The organism is Stenotrophomonas sp. I18B00994, from assembly GCF_014145825.1.
Classification (GTDB): Bacteria; Pseudomonadota; Gammaproteobacteria; order Xanthomonadales; family Xanthomonadaceae; genus Stenotrophomonas; species Stenotrophomonas maltophilia.
Window position 1 is genome coordinate 119391 of record NZ_JACIUW010000009.1, and the last position, 19450, is coordinate 138840.

General features: G+C 67.2%; 15 protein-coding genes. 6 read left to right on the plus strand and 9 right to left on the minus strand.

The window, feature by feature from the left end; genetic code table 11:
- Positions 1 to 162 precede the first annotated feature (162 nt).
- Positions 163 to 1689, plus strand: a complete 1527-nt coding sequence (gene ppx, locus H4O10_RS12200; protein ID WP_005408255.1) for an exopolyphosphatase — start codon at positions 163 to 165, stop codon at positions 1687 to 1689.
- Positions 1690 to 1766: 77 nt separating this feature from the next.
- Here the strand turns inward: ppx and H4O10_RS12205 are convergent, their stop codons facing one another.
- Positions 1767 to 1940 carry a hypothetical protein gene (locus H4O10_RS12205; RefSeq protein WP_154213985.1) on the minus strand — a complete coding sequence of 58 codons (174 nt, stop codon included), beginning with the start codon at positions 1938 to 1940 and terminating at the stop codon, positions 1767 to 1769.
- Positions 1941 to 2083: 143 nt separating this feature from the next.
- On the opposite strand from H4O10_RS12205, the gene H4O10_RS12210 reads away from it, so the two are divergent.
- From H4O10_RS12210 to lpxH, 4 genes are all read left to right on the plus strand, one after another.
- Complete coding sequence (locus tag H4O10_RS12210; RefSeq protein ID WP_049454716.1) at positions 2084 to 5008, plus strand: TonB-dependent receptor; 2925 nt, start codon at positions 2084 to 2086, stop codon at positions 5006 to 5008.
- A gap of 142 nt (positions 5009 to 5150) precedes the next feature.
- Positions 5151 to 6296, plus strand: a complete 1146-nt coding sequence (locus H4O10_RS12215; protein WP_049454718.1) for a glycosyltransferase family 1 protein — start codon at positions 5151 to 5153, stop codon at positions 6294 to 6296.
- On the plus strand, positions 6277 to 6816 hold the full coding sequence (locus H4O10_RS12220; RefSeq protein WP_005408251.1) for a phosphatase PAP2 family protein: 540 nt from the start codon (positions 6277 to 6279) through the stop codon (positions 6814 to 6816). Before H4O10_RS12215 ends, H4O10_RS12220 begins: the two co-directional genes overlap by 20 nt.
- Before the next feature lie 94 nt (positions 6817 to 6910).
- Positions 6911 to 7657 carry a UDP-2,3-diacylglucosamine diphosphatase gene (gene lpxH / locus H4O10_RS12225; protein WP_033835457.1) on the plus strand — a complete coding sequence of 249 codons (747 nt, stop codon included), beginning with the start codon at positions 6911 to 6913 and terminating at the stop codon, positions 7655 to 7657.
- An 87-nt stretch (positions 7658 to 7744) separates the two neighbouring features.
- Here the strand turns inward: lpxH and H4O10_RS12230 are convergent, their stop codons facing one another.
- Entirely contained in the window at positions 7745 to 8998 is a 1254-nt protein-coding gene (locus tag H4O10_RS12230) for a M12 family metallo-peptidase (RefSeq protein ID WP_033835456.1), read from the minus strand.
- Positions 8999 to 9223: 225 nt separating this feature from the next.
- Here H4O10_RS12230 and H4O10_RS12235 point away from each other — a divergent pair, with 225 nt between their 5' ends.
- On the plus strand, positions 9224 to 10681 hold the full coding sequence (locus tag H4O10_RS12235; RefSeq protein ID WP_049454720.1) for a DUF2235 domain-containing protein: 1458 nt from the start codon (positions 9224 to 9226) through the stop codon (positions 10679 to 10681).
- 68 nt (positions 10682 to 10749) lie between these two features.
- On the opposite strand, the gene H4O10_RS12240 is transcribed toward H4O10_RS12235, so the two are convergent.
- From H4O10_RS12240 to H4O10_RS12270, 7 genes are all read right to left on the minus strand, one after another.
- Entirely contained in the window at positions 10750 to 11574 is an 825-nt protein-coding gene (locus tag H4O10_RS12240; protein ID WP_033835454.1) for a ferritin-like domain-containing protein, read from the minus strand.
- A gap of 9 nt (positions 11575 to 11583) precedes the next feature.
- Positions 11584 to 13050, minus strand: a complete 1467-nt coding sequence (gene purF / locus H4O10_RS12245) for an amidophosphoribosyltransferase (protein ID WP_005408246.1) — start codon at positions 13048 to 13050, stop codon at positions 11584 to 11586.
- A gap of 30 nt (positions 13051 to 13080) precedes the next feature.
- Positions 13081 to 13860, minus strand: a complete 780-nt coding sequence (locus H4O10_RS12250; protein WP_012479253.1) for a CvpA family protein — start codon at positions 13858 to 13860, stop codon at positions 13081 to 13083.
- A 46-nt stretch (positions 13861 to 13906) separates the two neighbouring features.
- The gene (locus H4O10_RS12255) at positions 13907 to 14950 is read right to left on the minus strand and encodes an SPOR domain-containing protein (RefSeq protein ID WP_033835453.1); all 1044 of its coding nucleotides are present in this window, start codon (positions 14948 to 14950) and stop codon (positions 13907 to 13909) included.
- A gap of 81 nt (positions 14951 to 15031) precedes the next feature.
- Entirely contained in the window at positions 15032 to 16303 is a 1272-nt protein-coding gene (gene folC, locus H4O10_RS12260) for a bifunctional tetrahydrofolate synthase/dihydrofolate synthase (protein ID WP_049454722.1), read from the minus strand.
- Between the two features lie 40 nt (positions 16304 to 16343).
- Entirely contained in the window at positions 16344 to 16988 is a 645-nt protein-coding gene (locus tag H4O10_RS12265) for a histidine phosphatase family protein (RefSeq protein ID WP_049454724.1), read from the minus strand.
- A gap of 191 nt (positions 16989 to 17179) precedes the next feature.
- Complete coding sequence (locus H4O10_RS12270) at positions 17180 to 19342, minus strand: S46 family peptidase (protein ID WP_005412359.1); 2163 nt, start codon at positions 19340 to 19342, stop codon at positions 17180 to 17182.
- Positions 19343 to 19450 lie beyond the last annotated feature (108 nt).

A 19450-nucleotide genomic window follows, 5' to 3' on the forward strand; every position in this document is an offset into this window, starting at 1 on the left:
ATCTGTCAAAGGCGGGGTGGGTCCGCCAACCCACAGATAGCTCGCTTTTGCTGTTGCCGTTGATTCGGCGGGTGCAGGGCGCAGCCCTGCCGCACTCCCCTCTTCCAAAATGTGAAGGCCGCGCGGTGACGAGCACACCGCCCCTTCGGCTAACATTCGCCCATGCCGCATACCACTACGACTCCGCCCGCATTGCAGGATGGCGACCTGCTGGCCGCCATCGACCTTGGCTCCAACAGTTTCCACATGGTCATCGCGCGCTACACGCTCGGCCAGCTGCGGGTGATCGACCGGCTGCGCGAGACCGTGCGCATGGCCGATGGCCTGGATGGCAAAGGTGGGCTCTCTTCCGCCGCACGGCAGCGCGCGCTGGAATGCCTGGCCCGTTTCGGCCAGCGCATCCGCAATGTGCCGCCGCACCGGGTACGCGCGCTGGCCACCAACACCGTACGCCAGCTGCGCTCGCCGCAGTCGTTCCTGGTCCCGGCCGAAACCGCGCTGGGGCATGCCATCGAAGTGGTCAGTGGCCGCGAAGAAGCGCGCCTGATCTACCTCGGCGTGGCCCACGCGCAACCGCCCAAGCCTGGCCAGCGCCGGCTGGTCATCGACATCGGCGGCGGCTCCACCGAATTCATCATCGGCATGGGCATGCAGACCCTGGAGCGTGAAAGCCTGCAGGCCGGCTGCATCGCCAGCACCCGCCGCTTCTTCCCCGGCGGCAAGCTGAGCAAGAAGCGCTGGAAGGACGCGCTGGCCGAGATCGGCCGCGAGTTCCAGCCCTTTGCCAGCAAGTACCGCGCACTGGGCTGGCAGGAAGCGCTCGGATCTTCGGGCACGCACAAGGCAATCAGCGAGATCTGCGCGACGATGAAGCTGAGCAAGGGCGCGATCACCGCCGAGGCCCTGCCCCAGCTGCGCGACGAGCTGCTGAAGGCCAAGAAGATCGACGACATCCAGTTGCCGGGCCTGTCCAGCGACCGCCGCCCGATCATCGCCGGCGGCATCCTGGTGCTGGAGGCCGCCTTCCAGGCCCTGGGCCTGCAGAAGCTGCTGGTCAGCAAGGCAGCGATGCGCGAAGGCATCCTGTACGACATCGTCGGCCGTGCCGGTGAGAACGACCTGCGCGACGAATCGGTGGCCGCGCTCAGCCAGCGCTACGGCATCGACACGGTACAGGCCGACCGCGTGCAGGACACCGCGCTGTCGCTGCTGGAGCAGGTGCAGGAGCGCTGGAAACTCGATGCCGACGACGCACGCATGCTCGGCTGGGCCGCGCGCCTGCACGAGCTGGGCCTGATGATTGCCCACAGCGGCTACCACGTGCATGGCAGCTACGTGCTGGAACACTCGGACATCGCCGGCTTCTCGCGGCAGGAGCAGCAGATGCTGGCCGCACTGGTACGCAGCCATCGCCGCAGCGTGACCAAGACCGCGTTCGACGCCCTGCCCGAGCGCCTGCTGCTGACCGCACGCCGGTTGGCCGCCCTGCTGCGCCTGGCGGTACTGCTCAACCGCGCCCACGAGGACGATCCGCTGCCGGCATTGGAATTGACCGCGGACGACAACCGCCTGTCGCTGATCGTGCCGCAGGCCTTCATCGATGCGCGCCCGCTGCTCCGCGCCGACCTGATCGGCGAGACCGACGGCATCGCCGGGCTGGGCATCCAGTTCCGGCCATTCGTGGCCTGATCCCTACGGCCAGGGCGGCACGTCATGACGCGTCGCCATAGGCCTGTTCCGCGCGTGTTCGACAAACTGTTGAAGCTCTACGACCACGGCCCTTCGGAGCCGTGGTCTTTTCTGTTTCCGCGCAGGTTGTCGCTGCCTGCAATTGCCATGACGCTTTCGGTCCAGAGTCGGGGCGAGGGTGCATCGTCCATCGCTCCGCCGTCGATCAGATCAATTGATTGATTCACTTCCGGTTTGTGCGGAAGCGTCATGCCGCTCCATGGCGATTTCGTCCTTTCCCCATACCTCTCCCTCTCCTCCTTCACTAGGTTCGAACAACCACCGCCTGCGGTGGCGTTGGCGCGGCCCGCTTGGCTGCGCACCGAAGACTTCGAAGACTGAGAGAGAGACACCCATGACCATCCGTATTCCCGCACTGGGGCTGGCGATCCGTCGTGCGCTTGCAATCACGGCGACCACAACCCTGGCCGTTCCAGCGCTCGCGCAGCAGGCACCGGAAGCCACCACGCTGGACCGCATCGAAATCACCGGCTCACGCATCCGCCAGGTCGACCTGGAAACCGCACAGCCGGTGCTGACCGTCAGCCGCGCCGACATCGAGCGACAGGGCTTCAACTCCGTTGCCGACATCCTGCAGAACCTGACCGCGACCGGCAGCCCGGCATTGAGCCGCGCCAGCCCGTTGAGCGCCGGCGAAGCCGCCGGCGGCAGCTACGTGAACATGCGTGGCCTCGGTGCGCAGCGCACCCTGGTGCTGGTCAACGGCAAGCGGCTGGGCATGACCACTTCGGGTTTTCAGGACATCTCCAGCATTCCTGCCGCTGCGGTGGAACGCATGGAAGTGCTCAAGGACGGTGCCTCGGCCATCTACGGGTCCGACGCGATGGCCGGCGTGGTGAACATCATCACCCGGCGCAACGTTCAGGGTGTAACCGCCAACGTCTATCACGGCCAATACAGTGAAGGCGACGGTGCCCGTACCCAGTACGACGTGGTTGCCGGCTGGTCCAATGACCGTGCTTCCATCAGCGTTGCTGCCGAGCATGTCGAAGAAAAGGGCGTCTGGGCCAGGGACCGCGGCTTCAGTGCCTATACCTATACCGACGGCCACGCGGATGACGGCTGGACCACGGTCGGCCAGTGGGGTCGCATCACCGGCTTCAAGGGCCCCGGCTGCAGCAACAGCCGGGGCTGCAGCTACTCGCTCGACCGTGGCCGCCAGCCAGGTGGGCCAGACAGCTTCCACCTCAGCGACAACACACCGTTCACCGGTGATGTCAGCAACAGCAACGAGCAGATGCATCTGCAGACGCCGATCAAGCGCGATTCGATCTTCGTCGATGCGCGCGTGGAGCTGAACGACCAGGTCCGTTTCAACACCCAGCTGGCCTACAACCGGCGCACCACCACGCGCCAGATTGCCGGCTATCCCTTCCAGTCCGGCCCAGCCGGCATCACCCCGATGTCGGCCGACAGCTGGTTCAACCCGTTCGGCAGCCATCACGGCTACGACACGCCCAGCGATGTGCACTGGAACCGTCGTACCTGGGAGATTCCTCGCGTCAGCACCAGCGATCTGACCACCTGGCAGGCCGTCGCGGCACTCGAGGGCAACTTCGAATTCGGCGGTCGCGACTTCGACTGGGAAGCGGGTTACCAGTACAACCGCAGTGAGCTGACCCAACGTGCCACCGGCAACCTGCACAAGCAGCGCGTGGCCGATGCCACCGGTCCTTCGTTCTACAACCCGGCAACCGGCAAGGTCGAATGCGGAACGCCGGATGCGCCGATCGCAGGCTGCAAACCCTGGAACCCGCTGGTTCCGTATGGCCAGGACGATCCCTATGGCCTGACCGGCAACACGGAGCTACAGGACTGGCTGTTCCCGGAAGAACTCACCCGCGGCCGCACCACCACCCGCAACCTGTTCGCCAACCTCAGCGGCAGCCTTGCCAGCCTGCCCGCCGGCGAGCTGGCCTTCGCCGTTGGGGCCGAGAGCCGCCGCGAGGACGGCCGCTTCATCCCTGATGCGCTTGCGCAGACCGGTGCCACCACCAACCTGGCGGCAGGCCCCACCGGTGGCGGCTACCGTGTCGACGAGGCCTACCTGGAACTGAGCGTGCCGGTGCTGCGCGACCTCGCCGGTGCCCGCGAACTGACCCTCAGCGCGGCGACACGGTACTCGGACTACTCCACCTTCGGCGGAACCCTCAACAGCAAGTTCGGCTTCACCTGGAAGCCGATCGATCAGCTGCTGGTCCGCGGCACTTGGGCACAGGGCTTCCGTGCGCCGACCATCGCCAACCTGTACGGCGGCGGCTCGGAGACGTTCACCACCGGCTTCCGCGATCCCTGCGATACGGTCCATGGCGCAGCCGCAAGCAGTGCCGAGGTCCGCGCGCGCTGTGCTGCCGACATCGCCAACGCCGACACCTACCGCCAGCTCGGCCAGGGCAATGAACCCATCACCGGCAGCAGTGGGCAGACGCCCCTGCCCTTCACCAACGGCTCCAATCCCGACCTGCAGCCGGAAACTTCGACCAGCCGCACTCTGGGCCTGGTCTGGAGCCCGACGTTCGCCGAAGGGCTTCACATCGCACTGGACTGGTGGAAGATCCGCATCGACAACACCATCGTCTCCGACCATCCCAACGACATCCTTCGCGACTGCTACGAGCTGGGTATTGCCGAGCGCTGCAGCAGCTTCACCCGCGACCCGGAGCTGGGCATCGTCAACAAACTCAACTTCGGCAACCGCAACAGCGGCTTCCGCCAGGCAGAAGGCTACGACCTGGAGATCGGCCACAAGGTCGAAACCCGCTGGGGCAGGTTGAGCGCCGACTGGAAGTCCACCTATGTGGTCAACGCCGAAGAGAAGACCACCAACGAAGCCGGCGTACCGGCCATCCCCAGCAATGGCATCGCCGGCAATGGCGGCATCGGCTTCCGCGTGCGCTCCAACGCGTCGCTGGGCTGGGAGCATGGCAACCTCGGCCTGACCTGGGGCCTGCGTTACTTCTCCGCCGTCAAGGAACGCTGCCTGGGTGCGGAGGATTATCCGAACGAGTGTTCCCACCCCGACCAGCGCGCGCCGTGGTTCAGCGGTACGCGCGACTACAACCGTCGTGGATCGGTCACCTTCCATGACGTGCAGGCGCGCTACAGACTGCCGTGGGACGCCACCGTTTCAATCGGCGCCAACAACGTGTTCGGCCGCCAGGGCCCGGCCATGTACAGCCAGCCGAGTGCCAACTTCTCCTACTACGGTGGCTTCGACATCGGCCGTTTCATCTACATGAAATACCAGCAGCGCTTCTGATCCACGCACCACGCACGGTGCCCACCACGGCCCTTCGGGGCCGTGGTGGCGTACGCTTCCGGCCGCGTCATCTGCCGGTCGCAAAGCGGTCACATCGGCTACATCGCCAAGCCCGAGCATGCCGGAAACCCGGAGGCCCGCCATGCGCTATGCCATCGTCACCGAGACCTATTCGCCGGAAGTGAACGGCGTTGCCCTCACCGTGCAGGGGCTGGAGCAGGGACTGCGCAATTCCGGCCATGAGATCGACCTGATCCGGCCCCGCCAGGCCAACGAAGCGCTGGACTCCGCACCGGGCACCCTGTTGGTTCCCGGCGCCGCCCTGCCGCGCTACCCCGGCCTGCGCTTCGGCATGCCGGCACCAATCCGGCTCGGTCGCCATTGGCAGCAGCAACGCCCGGATGCCGTCTATGTCGCCACCGAAGGCCCACTGGGTTGGTCGGCGGTGCGCACCGCACGGCGCCTCGGCATCCCGGTGGCCAGTGGCTTCCACACCCGCTTCGACGAGTACCTGCCCGACTACGGCGTGGCCTGGCTACAGGCCGCCGCGATGCGCTGGATGCGCCGCTTCCACAACCAGGCCGATGCAACCTTGGTACCCACCCGCGAACTGCAGCAGTTCCTCGGCGAACAGGGCTTCGAACGCGTGCGCCTGCTGGCGCGCGCGGTCGACAGCCAGCAGTTCGATCCGAACCGTCGTGACCCTGCCCTGCGCGAAGAGTGGGGCGTGGACGGCAACGGCCTGGTGGCGATCTACGTCGGCCGCATCGCCGCGGAGAAGAACCTCGGGCTGGCGGTGAAGGCCTTCCGTCGGTTGCAGCAGATCCGTCCGAAGGCCCGCTTCGTGTGGGTGGGCGATGGCCCGGCCCGCGAAAAGCTGGCGCATGAAAATCCCGACTTCATCTTCTGCGGCGTCCAGCGTGGCGATGCGCTTGCACGTCATTTTGCCAGCGGCGATCTGTTCCTGTTCCCCAGCCGCAGCGAGACCTTCGGCAACGTGACCCTTGAAAGCATGGCCAGCGGCGTGGCAACGGTGGCCTTCGACTACGGCGCTGCGCGCGAGTACCTGCGCAATGGCGAGAATGGCGCCGCAGTGGACAACGACGAGCAGTTCATCGACGCGGCCGTGCAACTGGCCGCGGATGACGCGCAGCGCCACGTGCTGGGCAGCAACGCCGCACGCGCCATGAAGCGCCTGCATCCGCAGCAGGTGGTGGCGGAATTCGACGCCCTGCTGGCCGAGCTGGCCCAGTCGCGGAGGACCGGCCATGCGCACAACGCGGCTTGAACTGCTGGCCGACCGCGAAGCGCGCCTGTGCCGGCGGGCCAACCACTACTGCCGCCGCCGCCGCGTGCGCCGCCTGTTCGCGGTCATCAGCCGGCTCGGTGACGGCGTGTTCTGGTATGTGCTGATGGGCGCCCTGGTGCTGCTTGATGGCTTCGACGGCCTGCGCGCATCGGTGCACATGGCCGCCACCGGCCTGGCCGCGCTGTTGCTGTACAAGGGCCTCAAGCGCTGGACCCGGCGCCCGCGCCCGTATGCCGCCGACCTGCGCATCCGTGCCTGGGTGGCACCGCTGGACGAGTTCAGCTTCCCCTCCGGGCATACCCTGCACGCGGTGTCGTTCACCATCGTGGCGCTGGCCTATTACCCGTGGCTGGCGCCACTGCTGGTGCCGTTCACTGCGGGCGTGGCGCTGTCGCGGGTGGTACTCGGCCTGCACTACCCGTCCGATGTGCTGGCCGCCACCGGCATCGCCATCGGGCTGGCCTCGGCCAGCCTGGCCTGGTTGCCGTTGCCGGTGTAGCCCCCTGGGTCAGATCCGTTTTCCTTCGGAGAGGGATCTGAACCCCACGATGCCGGCGGCGCTACCGTCATCGTTGATGCCCTAGAATGCCCGCATGACCACGTTGTTCATTTCCGACCTGCACCTGGACCCCAGCCGTCCGGAGATCACCGACCTGTTCCTGCGCTTCCTGCGCGAGCAGGCGCCCGGCGCCGATGCGCTGTACATCCTCGGCGACCTGTTCGAAGCCTGGATCGGCGACGACACGCCCTCGCCTGCCGCCGATGCGGTGGCCGATGCACTGAAGGTACTCTCCGACAGCGGCGTGCCGGTGTACTTCATCCGCGGCAACCGCGACTTCCTGCTCGGTGAAGACTATGCGCGCCGTGCCGGCCTGCGCATCCTGCCCGACCCATGCGTGATCGACCTCTACGGTCGCCCGGTGCTGCTGCAGCACGGTGACCTGCTGTGCACCGATGACATTCCCTACCAGCAGTTCCGTGCACAGACGCGTGACCCGGCGTTCCAGGCACAGTTCCTGTCACAGCCGCTGGCAGCGCGTATCGCGTTCGCGCAGAAGGCGCGCGAAGCCAGCCAGGCCCGCCAGTCGGAAATGAAGCAGGGTGATCGCGCGCAGTTCGAGACCGTCACCGACGTGGCGCCGTCCGAAGTCGATGCCACGTTCGCGCGCCATGGCGTGGACACCATGATCCATGGCCACACCCACCGCCCGGCGATCCATTCGCTGCAGGCCGGTGGCCGTGCCTGCACCCGCATCGTGCTGGGTGACTGGTACGAGCAGGGATCGGTGCTGCGCGTGGATGCCGGCGGCTGGTCGCTGGATACGCTCGCGCGCGAATGATGGGTCCGAAGGTGCCAACCAAGGTTGGCATCTACCCGGGCAGGTGCACGTGCCCGGGTAGACGCCGCGCCTGGTCGGCGCCTGGCCTCAGCGGAAGGCCGCGATGGTGGCCTTGGTATTGACCAGCACGCGCTGGTTGTCGGCGGTACTGGCATTGCCCATCGGGATGCCGTTGTAGCTGATGTTCGGGTTCGACCAGTAGTTCAGGCGCGGGCAGCTGCGGGTGCAGTTGTAGGCCATGATCGTGCGCCATCCGGTGCCGGTGGCTGGCTCGTAGCGATAGCCGTGGCCATAGGCGTAGGGCGAGGTGCTCGAGTCGGTGGCGATGTCATGCCGCGCGCTCTGCAGATGGCCGATCTCGTGCGCGAACGAGTAGTAGCCGGTTGCGCAATCCCAGTACACCGCAGCGAACGCCGTCGACGCCGTCGAGCCGATCCCCGACGCCAGGCCGCAGTACGCCGTGTTGTTGATCAGCAGCACGCCCACGTCCGCCGTGTAGGTGTTTCGACTGGTGTGGATGCTGTCCATGTAGCCGTCGCTGGTGCCGCGGAAACGCGCGAGATCAGTATCGAAGCTGCCCGATTCGGTGTAACTGGTGGTCTCGTAGCGGGCCAGTTCCATGGTGATGCCGACGTTGCTGTTGACATAACCCTGGTTGGATTCGGCCACCGCCAGCTGCACCAGCGACTGCATGTTGCCGCCATAAGCCGCTACCGCTGCATTGGTCGCCACCACCAGCACGCGGATGGTGGCCGGGCTACCGGACGAGGCCTGCGCGATGCCGATGCGGTCGTTGTTGCCCATCGGGATCTTCGGCAGCTGGTTGTAGTCAGCCGGATGATCGGCTGGCATCCTCGATTCGTCGACTTCGACCAGCACGTGGCGGTTACCCAGTGGACGCAGGCGATAAAGCTTGCCGTCCTTGCGGATCGAACCGGTGATGGTGTCGCCCGAACGTACCAGGATCAACGAATTGCCCGGATCGTCCTGGCCGCTGGAGGTGGCGGCGGTCAACCGGTCGGACGGCGAACGGAACTGGCCGTACCAGATGCTGCCACCATCGGGCAGCGCCTCGACCTTGCTGCGCACCGCCTGCACCCGTTTGCCGAGCAGCTCGAATTCCAGCTGCGGCTGCGCCGTAGCCGCCGCGTCGACACGCACTTCCTGCACCGTCGCCGTGGACGGGGTGGCCAGCAGCTTGCCGAGTGCAGGCTCGCTGTTGGCCGATGCCCGGCTGATGACCGTCACCGGTTCGAACAACGGTGCCGCATGCGCGGCTGCCGCCACCGACAAACCCAACACCAGGCCACCTGCCGCTTTGCCAATCGATCTGGACAACATTGTGTCGCTCCTTGAATGATGTGAACAGCGTTGATGCAGCACGCCCGGGTTTGCCGGGTTTGGCCATATGGCCTGCGCGGGTTGTGTGAATTCAATAGAAGATGGGAATGAAAATCAGGAACTGTGATCGACCGCATCTGCGTTAAGTAAGGTCAAAAGCGTCACTACACTTCGCCAATACACCGCTTTCGCGCTACCGTGACGCGGCCACGACGGGGAATGCACATGGCACCAGCGAAGGACACGGACGAAGATGTCGGCTTGCTGCGGATCGGCCTGTTCTTCGACGGCACCCGCAACAACGCACACAACCTGGCGCGCGGCCGTCCGCAGGTTCCGCAGCCTCGACCGGCGCAGCTGCGCGCGGACGATGATTCGACCTACCAGAGCCGGCTGACCAGCAGCTACGACAACGGCCTGACCAACATCGCGCGCCTGCAGCAGCTGTATCCGGACAGCCGCCGTGATGCGATGGCCGCTCCCTCGCTGTCGATCTATGTCGAAGGCGTGGGTACCCGCGATGATGCCGACGACGATCTGATCGGGCTGGCCTTCGGCATCGGTGCCAGTGGCGTTCGCGCGAAAGTGCAGCGCGCGCTGCAGGTGCTGCTTCCGGCCGCACTGTCGGGACTATCCGCACGCTGGCAGCGACCGCTGCATGGCGTGCAGCTGGACCTGTTCGGTTATTCACGCGGTGCTGCTGCCGCACGTGACATCGCCAACCAACTGCAGGGCTGGGACGGCGTGCGCTGGCGCCAGCTGCTGCAGGCCGCCGGCCTGTCCTGCACTGCGAACTTCGCCCCGGCCACGCCGGTGCTGCGCTTCATCGGGCTGTTCGACACCGTTGTCGCAGTCAATGGCGGCCGCGCCGATGAGCGGCCGCAGCTGGCCCTGCACGGCGGCATCGCCGGTCGCGTCGTGCAGCTCACTGCACGCGATGAACATCGCCAGCACTATCCGTTGACCAGCGTGGCACCGCCGTTTGCCGAGATCGCCCTACCCGGCGTACACGCCAATATCGGCGGTGGCTACAACCAGCTGGAAGAAGGTCCCAAGCTGCTCAGCCGCCCGCGCCGGCAACAGCTGCGCCGCCCAGGGGTTGCCGACTACCAGCTCCCTCCACTGGCATTGCTGCAGGCCACCACGGCCTACGCCGAAACGCAGGCCGATGCCGAACGCTGGCGCCAGCAGCTGGGCGTGGGTGAGAAGGAGGTCTGGGTGGATGTCTGGCACCAGTGGCAGCAGCAGCGTCGCGCCGGCAGCCGCAGCGTGCTGTTGTCACCGGTGCTGTATGTGACCGCCGCGGTGGTGCTGCGTCGGCGCATCGACTGGCGTTACCAGCTGATCGCACTGCAGGTGATGCAGCAGCAGGCCATCGACGCCGGCGTGCAATGGACCGCCAATGCCGCCGAGGTTCCTGGCTGGGAGCTGCCGTCCGCCCTGCAGCCGATCGCACGGCGCCTGGTGGCCGGACAGCCGCTGACGCAGACACAGGAGGCGCTGCTGCGCCGGCGTTACCTGATGCAATCGGCGCACTGGAACTTCGATGCACTGGGCGACACCGCACTGACCTACGCGGCCGATGCCGGCGTCAGCGAACTGCCCTACCGGCCGGGTCCCGGCCTGTTCTACATCAACCGGCCGACGGTGGATGGCAAGCGCGTGGTGTTGCCGAACGCCTGAAAATAGGGGACGGAGGGGATCAAGTCGTTTGTGCCACAAACGACTTGATCCCCTCCGTCCCCTTTTCTTCAACCGGCCTGTTCGACCAGGTTGGCGAGCTCATCCGCATCGAAACCGGCCAGCAGGCGCGCTTCCATGTTGAACGGTCCGTGCAGGTAGCCGCCGGCGTACTCCACCAGCAGTTCCTTGAAACGTGCACGCGGTTCGGCGCCGGCGCGGTCGCAGTACCAGCGGTACCAGCGCGAACCGGCAGCCACATGTGCCACTTCCTCGCGCAGGATCACTTCCAGCACATCGGCGGTCTCGCCATCACCGACATTGCGCAGTTTCCCGATCATGCCGGGCGTCACGTCCAGGCCGCGCGCTTCCAGCACGCGCGGCACCAGCGCCATGCGTGCCAGGCCATCGTGCGCGGTCTTTTCGCACATTTCCCACAGGCCGTTGTGCGCGGGGAAGTCGGCGTAGTCGTGGCCATGCACCTGCAGGCGCTCCCGCAGCAGCATGAAGTGCCGCGATTCGTCGTCGGCACAGCTGACCCAGTCGGCATGGAAAGCCGGCGGCAGGCCGCGAAAGCGGTACACCGCGTCCCAAGCCAGGTCGATCGCGTTGAGTTCGATATGCGCGATGGCGTGGATGAAGGCAGCCCGTCCTTCCACACCGCCCAGTCCGCGCCGCGGCACTTCGCGCGGATGCACCAGCACCAGCTGCGCCGGCCGGCCCGGCATGCGGATCGGCTCTGGCGGTGGCGCGTCGGCAGCCACCTTCAGGCGGCCGGCACGGAACGCAGCGGCGTAGGCCTGGGTCAGCGCCACCTTGCGCAGCGGGTCGGCTTCGGCCAGGCACTGCTGCGCTGCGCGCAGCAGGTCGCCAGCAACATCGGGCACGTCAACCACGCCTGGTCCTCAGGCGCGGCGCTTGTGCTTGGCGTCGTCCGACCGCAGCTGCTGGATGCGCTCGAAGTAGCCCGGTTCAATGCCGGTCGGGTAGTGGCCGTTGAAGCAGGACGAATCGAAGTTGCGCAGCGCCGGATTGCCCTCGCTCACTGCCGCTTCCATGTCTTCCAGGTCCTGGTAGATCAGCCAGTCGCAGCCCAGGTGGGCTTCGATCTCTTCCACCGTGCGGTTGTGCGCGACCAGTTCCTCGGCCGCCGGCATGTCGATGCCGTAGATGTTCGGGTAGCGCACCGGCGGCGCGGCGCTGGCCAGGTAGACCTTGCGCGCGCCCGCGTCACGGGCCATCTGCACGATCTGCTGGCTGGTGGTGCCACGCACGATCGAATCGTCCACCAGCAGCACCACGCGGTTGCGGAACTCCAGGTGGATCGGGTTGAGCTTGCGACGCACTGACTTCACGCGTTCGCCCTGCCCCGGCATGATGAAGGTACGGCCGATGTAGCGGTTCTTGATGAAGCCTTCGCGGTACTTCACGCCGAGCACGTTGGAGATCTCAAGCGCAGCGTCGCGCGAGGTATCCGGGATCGGGATGATGGTGTCGATGTCGTGGTCCGGGCGCAGGCGCAGGATCTTCTCGCCCAGCTTGATGCCCATGCGCATGCGCGCCTTGTGCACCGACACGTTATCGATCATCGAATCCGGGCGTGCGAAATACACGTATTCGAAGATGCACGGGGTGTGCTCGGCCGGCTCGGCGCAGATTTCCGAGAACAGCTCGCCGCGCGCGGTGATCACCAGCGCTTCGCCCGGCTGCACATCGCGCACGCGCTGGAAGCCCAGCACGTCCAGCGCGGCCGACTCGGACGCCACGATGTACTCGTCGCCCTCGGCATGGCTGCGCTTGCCCAGCACCAGCGGACGGATGCCATGCGGGTCGCGGAAGGCGACCAGGCCCAGGCCCAGCACCACGCTGACCACTGCATAGCCACCCTTGCAGCGGCGGTGCACGCCGGCCACCGCGCGGATGGCCGCTTCCGGGCTGAGCTGGCGCTGCTGTTCCAGTTCGTAGGCGAACACGTTCAGCAGCACTTCGCTGTCCGAATCGGTGTTGACGTTGCGGCGGTCCTGTTCGAACACCTGCTGGCGCAGCGCCTCGGTATTGATCAGGTTGCCGTTGTGGGCCAGCGCGATGCCGTACGGCGAATTGACGTAGAACGGCTGCGCCTCGTCCATGCCTTCCGAACCGGCGGTCGGGTAACGCACGTGGGCGATGCCGACGCTGCCTTCCAGGGTGGACATGGTGCGGGCATCGAACACATCGCGGACCAGGCCGGTGGCCTTCTGCACGCGCAGGCGGCTGCCGTTGGCGGTGGCGATGCCCGCCGCGTCCTGGCCACGGTGCTGGAGGACGGTCAAGCCGTCATACAACTGCCCGGCGACGTTCTGGTTGCCGACGATTCCGACGATGCCACACATGGTGCGAGGTCTCCGCTGGGCTGTGCCCAGTTACAAGGAAGGTGGCCGTACCTGGCCGCGGTGGTCGCCGCGCCTGCGGTCGACATTGGCCGGATCGCCCGGCTCGATACTGTCCGGCAGTGCTGGGGCGTCCGGACGCACTTCGGCCGGATCGTAGGAATCGCCCTGTTCCGCTTTCGCAGGCCGCAGCCATCCGCTGCCTGCCACTACCTGGTTGAGGATGCCATTATCGCCTGCCGCGCCCGGCTTTCCCAACCCGGCGCCTGCGTTCTTGCCCAACTCCATCAATGCAGATGGGGACAGCGCGTCGGTCGGCAAGGCCTTGGGCAGCAGATCGGCCCCGGGAACCTCCCAGTGCGGCAGCTTGCTGTTCATCCAGGCAACGGTGGGGTTCAGCAGTGGCCGCACCGCCGAGCGCTGCCAGGAGGGCTCGGCAGTCAACGGGGTGAAACTGCCCAGCAGCAGCAGGATCGCGGCGATCAGGCCGCCCCGCACGGCGCCCAGCACCCCGCCCAGCAGGCGGTCCAGGCTGGTCAGCATGCTGCGGTGGACCAGAGCCTTGATGACCATGCCGATCACCGCAACCACGATCATCACGCCGATGCCGACCCCCAGGTAGCCACCGACGAAGTGTTCGCCACCGGGGGCCGCCGGGGCGGCCCACCAATGGGCGGCGTCATTGCCGAAGGCGAAGGCCGCCCAGGCGGCCAGCAGCCACGACAGGGTGCCGATGACGATTCCCACGAAGCCGCGCAGCATCCCCAGCAGGGTGGAGGCGGCGATCACGATCAGCAGCACCACGTCGATCATGGCGCCCCGCTCCTTCGGCGGCGCTGGCAACGAGGCTGCGCGTGGGTCATGGGTGCGGTCGGACCATGCCGGCCACGCCGACCTTGGCGGCAACCTGCGCCTTCAGCTGCTCGGCATCGCCACGGTTGGCCACCGGCCCGACGCGGACGCGATGCAGGGTGCCCTTTTCGGTGCGCACCTGCTCGACAAAAGCACTGAAGCCGGCGGCGCGGACCTTGTCGCGCAGGGCGTTGGCATCGTTGGCCTGGCCGAACGCGCCCAGCTGCACGGCAAAGCCGACGCCGCTGGCGGCTGGTGCTGCCGGCGTGGCCGGGGCCGTTGCCGGCTTGCTGGCGGTGGCCTCCGGCTTCGGCTCGGGCTTCGGGGTTTCGGGCTTCGGCGCCGGCTTCGGCGGCTCGGGCTTGGCCGCCGGAGTGGTCGTTGCAGTCGGCGTACTCGGCGGCAGGTTTTCACTGCGCACCGGGTTGCTGCTGGCCGACGGCGCGGTGGCGGCAGATGGGGTACTGGCGCTCGGCGTAGCCGGTGCCGGGGTTGCTGCCACCGGGGCGCTGCTGTCCGCTGCGGCATCCAGGGTGATCACTTCGGCCTTCACATCGGCACGGATCTTCACCGCCTGCAGGCGGGCGGCCTCGGCCTGTGCACGGTCGGCGTACGGCCCCACGCGCACGCGCCATGCCTGGCGGCCGTTGATGGTCGCCGTTTCGGCGAAGCCCGGCAGCTGCGAGCGCTTCAGGTAGGCGATCACCGCATCGGCGTCGGCCTTGCTGCCGTAGGCACCGAAGGTAACCGCATAGTTGCCGGCGGCGACCGTCGGCGAGGTATCCACGGTCGGCGGAGTGGCCGGCGTGGCGGCGTCCTGCAGCGGCTTGGCCTGCCCGGTCTGCAGGCCGGTGGCACCACCGGCCGGGGCGACCAGGGGCAGCTCACGGGTTTCGAACTGGCCATCGGCCGGTGCATCCGGCGCGGCGATCGGCACATTGGCCACGCCGCTGTCCGGTGCGGGTCCCTTGACCAGCATCGGCAGGAAAATCACGGCCAGTGCCACCAGCACGATGGCACCAATCAGACGCTGTTTCAGAGGCGTATCCACGTGAGGCAGGCAACTGTCCGGAGATTGGCATCGATTATACGGGTGCCGGACCGGACGGCGTCGGCGTTGGCTGAACGCGTATCAGGCATCGCCCTGCAGCCATTGCAGGGCGGCGGCAGCGGTATGGAAGGAGCCGAACACCAGCACGCGGTCACCGCGCTCGGCCTGGGCCAGCACCTGCGCCAGTGCCTGTTCGACGCTGTCAGCCAGCAGCGCCGTGGCGGCGGCGGTGCCGGCCAGGCGTGCCTGCAGCTGGACGGCGCTCTGCCCGCGCGGGCCTTCCAGCCCGGCCAGGGTCCACTCGCCCACTACGTCCTCCAGCGCCTGCACCACCCCCGCTGCGTCCTTGTCCTGCAGCGCGGCGTACACCGCCAGGGTGCGCCCGGCAGAGACCTCGGCCTTCAGCGCACGCGCCAGCTGGCCCGCCGCCTGCGGGTTGTGGCCGACGTCGACGCGGATCTGCACGCCATCGCGCTCGAATGCCTGCAGCCGGCCGGAAATGCGCGCCGCTGCGACACCGGCGGCCCACGTCGCACGCGGCACCGGCTTGTCCAGCGCGCGCAGCGCGGCGATGGCGGCACCCGCATTGGCCAGCTGGATCGGGCCGGCCAGCGCTGGGGTCGGCAGTTCCATGCGCAGGCCGACATCGCGCCAGCGCCAACGCTGCGCATCGATCGGCTCGTAGAAATAGTCGCTGCCACCACGGATCGCATTGGCGCCAACCAGGTAGGCACGGCGCAGCACGCTCGACGGCGGATCGGTCTCGCCCAGGATCACCGGCTTCCAGCCGCGGATGATGCCGGCCTTCTCGGTCCCGATCGCCTCGCGATCCTCGCCCAGCCACTCGGCATGGTCGATGTCCACGGTCGTGATCACCGCCACGTCAGCATCGACGATGTTGACCGCATCGAGGCGGCCGCCCAGGCCCACTTCCAGTACCGCCAGGTCCAGCCCGGCGTCGGCGAACAGCTGCAGCGCGGCCAGCGTGCCGTACTCGAAATAGGTCAGCGTGATCTCGCCACGCACGGCTTCGATGGTATTGAACGCGGCGACCAGCGCGGCATCGTCCACGTCCTGGCCGTCGATGCGCACGCGCTCGTTGTAGCGCAGCAGGTGCGGCGAGGTGTAGGCACCGACCTTCCAGCCGGCGGCGCGTGCAATGGCTTCGATGAAAGCCACGGTTGAGCCCTTGCCGTTGGTGCCACCGACCACGATGGTGCGCTTGGCCGGCGCGCCCAGGCCCATCGCTGCGGCCACGGCGCGCACGCGCTCCAGGCCCATGTCGATGCTCGCCGGGTGCTGGCGTTCAATGTAGTCCAGCCAGTCGGCCAGGGTGGTCGGGGTGTTCGTCACGGCAGCGGTTCCAGCAGAAGCAGTTGATGCGGGGGATGGATCAGAGGGCGCGGTGCTTGGCTTCGCCGAAGAACGGCGTGTGGTGGGCGCAGTCGTTCAGGCGCACCACTTCCAGGCTGTCCTGGTCGGCGCCTTCGAGCAGGTTGAGCGTGGTCGGTGCCTGGCGGAAGGTCCACAGGCGGGAAAGCGGCAGGCCCAGCACCTTGCACAGGATCACGCGGTTGACCGCATCGTGCGCAACCACCAGCAGAGTGTCGTGCTCGCCGAGGCCTTCGGTGGCACGCGCCAGCCCACGCCAGCTGCGCTCCAGCACCAGGCGCAGCGATTCGCCGCCGGGCATCAACACCGTATCCGGCTCCTCGCGCCAGGCCTGCAGGCGCGACGGATCCTTCTCGTGGATCTCGCTCGCCAGCAACCCTTCCCATTCACCGTGGGCGATTTCCTGCAGCTCGGGCTCGGTCAGCAGCATGTCGGCGCGGGCGGCGCCAAGCGCCAGCTGCGCGGTGCGCTGCGCGCGCGACAGCGGCGAGGCGACGGCGCGGGTGATGTCCACCGAGGCCAGGCGGGCACCCAGTGCCTGGGCCTGGGCTTCACCGATCGGCGAAAGCGGAATATCGATCTGGCCCTGGTAGCGGCCTTCGGCGTTCCACGGCGTTTCGCCGTGGCGGGCAAGCAGGATGCGCATGCGTGCAAGGGGTCCTGGGGGGAGGAGGTTTCCGCGTTTCGTTCACATCCTGTGAAGTACGCGGAACAGGGATGATACCTGTTCGGCGCACCGGGCCGGGCCGGGCATGAAAAAACCCCGCGACGTGGGTCGCGGGGTTTGGGAAACTCCGGCTATCCGGTCGAGGTTGCCGGCCAGCGGCCGGCACTACCTCACTTCGCCAGGTTCAGTTCCTTCAGCAGCTGCGGCGCCGGCGCCACTTCCTGCATGATCCACTGCATGTAGCGGCTGTCGACGGCGATCATGCGGGTCATCACCGGGTCGAACACCCAGTTGGAGCTGACCGATTCCCAGTTGCCATCGAAGGCCAGGCCGACCAGCTTGCCGTTGGCGTCCAGCACCGGCGAACCCGAGTTGCCACCGGTGATGTCCAGGTTGGACAGGAAGTTCACCGGCACCGAACCAATGCGCTTGTCTTCCAGGCCGCCGTAACGCTTGGCCTTGACCGCATCGAGCAGCGCCTTCGGCGAATCGAACGGATCCTCACCGGTTTCCTTCGCCGCCACGCCTTCCAGGGTGGTGAACGGGGTGTACTTCACGCCGTCCTTGCCATAGCCCATGACGTTGCCGAAGGTGATGCGCAGCGACAGGTTGGCGTCCGGGTAGACGAACTCACCCTGGCTCTTCTTGTAGTCGGCCACGGCCTGCAGGTACAGCGGGCGCGCGGTCAGCGATTCGCCTTCGCGGATCTTCTTCTGCTCTTCCTGCTTCAGCAGCGCCGGCATGACGGCCACGGCGTACTGGATGGCCGGATCGTTGCTGGCCTCAAACGCGGCGCGGTCGGCCTTGAACCATTTCAGGCGTGCATCCAGGCTGCCCAGCTCGGTGCCCGACAGCTTGCCCACCAGCGATTTCACCGCAGCGGCATCGCTGCCGGCCAGCCACTTGTTCAGCACTTCGTTGTCGCGCTGTGCGGCCGGCAGGGCCACGTACTGGTCCAGCCAGTAGGCCTGCAGCTGCTGGTCCATCTTCGCCACGTAGCGGCGGTCCATCTGCTTCAGGCCACCTTCGATGGTGGTCAGGTCGCGTTCCTGGTAACCGGCTTCGCGTTCGGCATCCGGCTTGCTGCGCTCGATCGACAGGCGGTACAGGGTGATCGCCGCGCCAACGGCCGAGGTGTTGTTGAACTGACCGACGAACAGGTCGCGTTCGCGGGTCGACTTGCTGGTATCCAGATGCTTGAGCAGCTGCGCGTGTGCCGCCAGGGCCGGCTTGCCGGCAGCGCCCTGCTTCTTCAGCCACGCCAGCACGGCGGCTTCTTCAGCCTGCTTCTGGCCAGCGGCGTCGATGCGCTTGAAGCCTTCCAGCTGGCCCAGGTAGTTCTTGGCCACGTTGTTCATGCTGGCGGCGGTGGCGGCGTACTTCACCTTGACGTCGGCGTCGGCCTTGCCGGCGTCGGCGATCATCTTCAGCACGGCGTTGTAGTGCTTGGCGATGGTCGGGTAGGTGAAGCTGGCGGTTTCGTTGAATTCACCGGCCAGGGCATAGCGGTTGGTGCGGCCCGGGTAGCCCGCCACCATCACGAAGTCGTCGGCACCCAGCGGCTGGTCGGCGAACTTCAGGAAGTGCTTGGGCTGGTACGGCACGTTGTCGGCGGCGAAGGCGGCCGGCTTGCCGTCCTTGCCGACGTAGGCGCGGTAGAACGAGAAATCGCCGGTGTGGCGCGGCCACATCCAGTTGTCGACGTCGCCGCCGAACTTGCCGACGCTGCCCGGGGGCGCGTAGACCAGGCGCACGTCCTTGATTTCCATGTTGCGGAACAGGCGGTAGGTGTTGCCTCCGGAGAAGCTGTACAGGCGGCAGCGGAAGCCGGCATCGGCTTCACAGGCGGCGACCTGGGCCTTGTCGAAGGCGTCCAGCGCGCGGCTGCGGGCCAGCGGGTCGTTGCCGGCGGCAGCGATGGCGGCCTTGGCCTGGGTGGTGACGTCGGTGATCTGGTCGAGCACGAACACGCGGGCGTTCGGGCCAGCGCTCAGTTCGTCCTTCAGGGTCGGCGCGTTGAAGCCGTCCTTGATCAGGTTCTTCTGCGCGGTCGAATTCAGCTGGATGGCGCCATAAGCGCAGTGGTGGTTGGTGACCACCAGGCCCTGCGGCGAGACGAAGCTGGCGGTGCAGCCGCCGAGGGCGACGACCGCGCCCATCGGGTCGCCGGTCAGGTTGGACAGCTGTTCCGGGGACAGCTTCAGGCCGGCCTTCTGCAGCGGGCCGGCGATTTCCGGCAGCTGCTGCGGCACCCACATGCCTTCAGCGGCATGGGCGACCTGGGCCAGCCCGAGGCTGGCGACGATGGAGAATGCAAGCAGGTTCGAGCGCATGGAGCGGCCCCTGATAGTGGAACCCTCGATTGTAGCCCGCCGCCCCGCCCCGGCCCGAACCCCGGAAGTCATGGGCCTGCTTCTCGCGCTGCCATGCGCACGTCGGCC

Coding starts and splice junctions, on each gene's coding strand:
- ppx (WP_005408255.1), top strand. CDS start 163: ATGCCGCATACCACTACGACTCCGCCCGCATTGCAGGATGGCGACCTG.
- H4O10_RS12205 (WP_154213985.1), bottom strand. CDS start 1,940: ATGACGCTTCCGCACAAACCGGAAGTGAATCAATCAATTGATCTGATC.
- H4O10_RS12210 (WP_049454716.1), top strand. CDS start 2,084: ATGACCATCCGTATTCCCGCACTGGGGCTGGCGATCCGTCGTGCGCTT.
- H4O10_RS12215 (WP_049454718.1), top strand. CDS start 5,151: ATGCGCTATGCCATCGTCACCGAGACCTATTCGCCGGAAGTGAACGGC.
- H4O10_RS12220 (WP_005408251.1), top strand. CDS start 6,277: ATGCGCACAACGCGGCTTGAACTGCTGGCCGACCGCGAAGCGCGCCTG.
- lpxH (WP_033835457.1), top strand. CDS start 6,911: ATGACCACGTTGTTCATTTCCGACCTGCACCTGGACCCCAGCCGTCCG.
- H4O10_RS12230 (WP_033835456.1), bottom strand. CDS start 8,998: ATGTTGTCCAGATCGATTGGCAAAGCGGCAGGTGGCCTGGTGTTGGGT.
- H4O10_RS12235 (WP_049454720.1), top strand. CDS start 9,224: ATGGCACCAGCGAAGGACACGGACGAAGATGTCGGCTTGCTGCGGATC.
- purF (WP_005408246.1), bottom strand. CDS start 13,050: ATGTGTGGCATCGTCGGAATCGTCGGCAACCAGAACGTCGCCGGGCAG.
- H4O10_RS12250 (WP_012479253.1), bottom strand. CDS start 13,860: ATGATCGACGTGGTGCTGCTGATCGTGATCGCCGCCTCCACCCTGCTG.
- H4O10_RS12265 (WP_049454724.1), bottom strand. CDS start 16,988: ATGCGCATCCTGCTTGCCCGCCACGGCGAAACGCCGTGGAACGCCGAA.
- H4O10_RS12270 (WP_005412359.1), bottom strand. CDS start 19,342: ATGCGCTCGAACCTGCTTGCATTCTCCATCGTCGCCAGCCTCGGGCTG.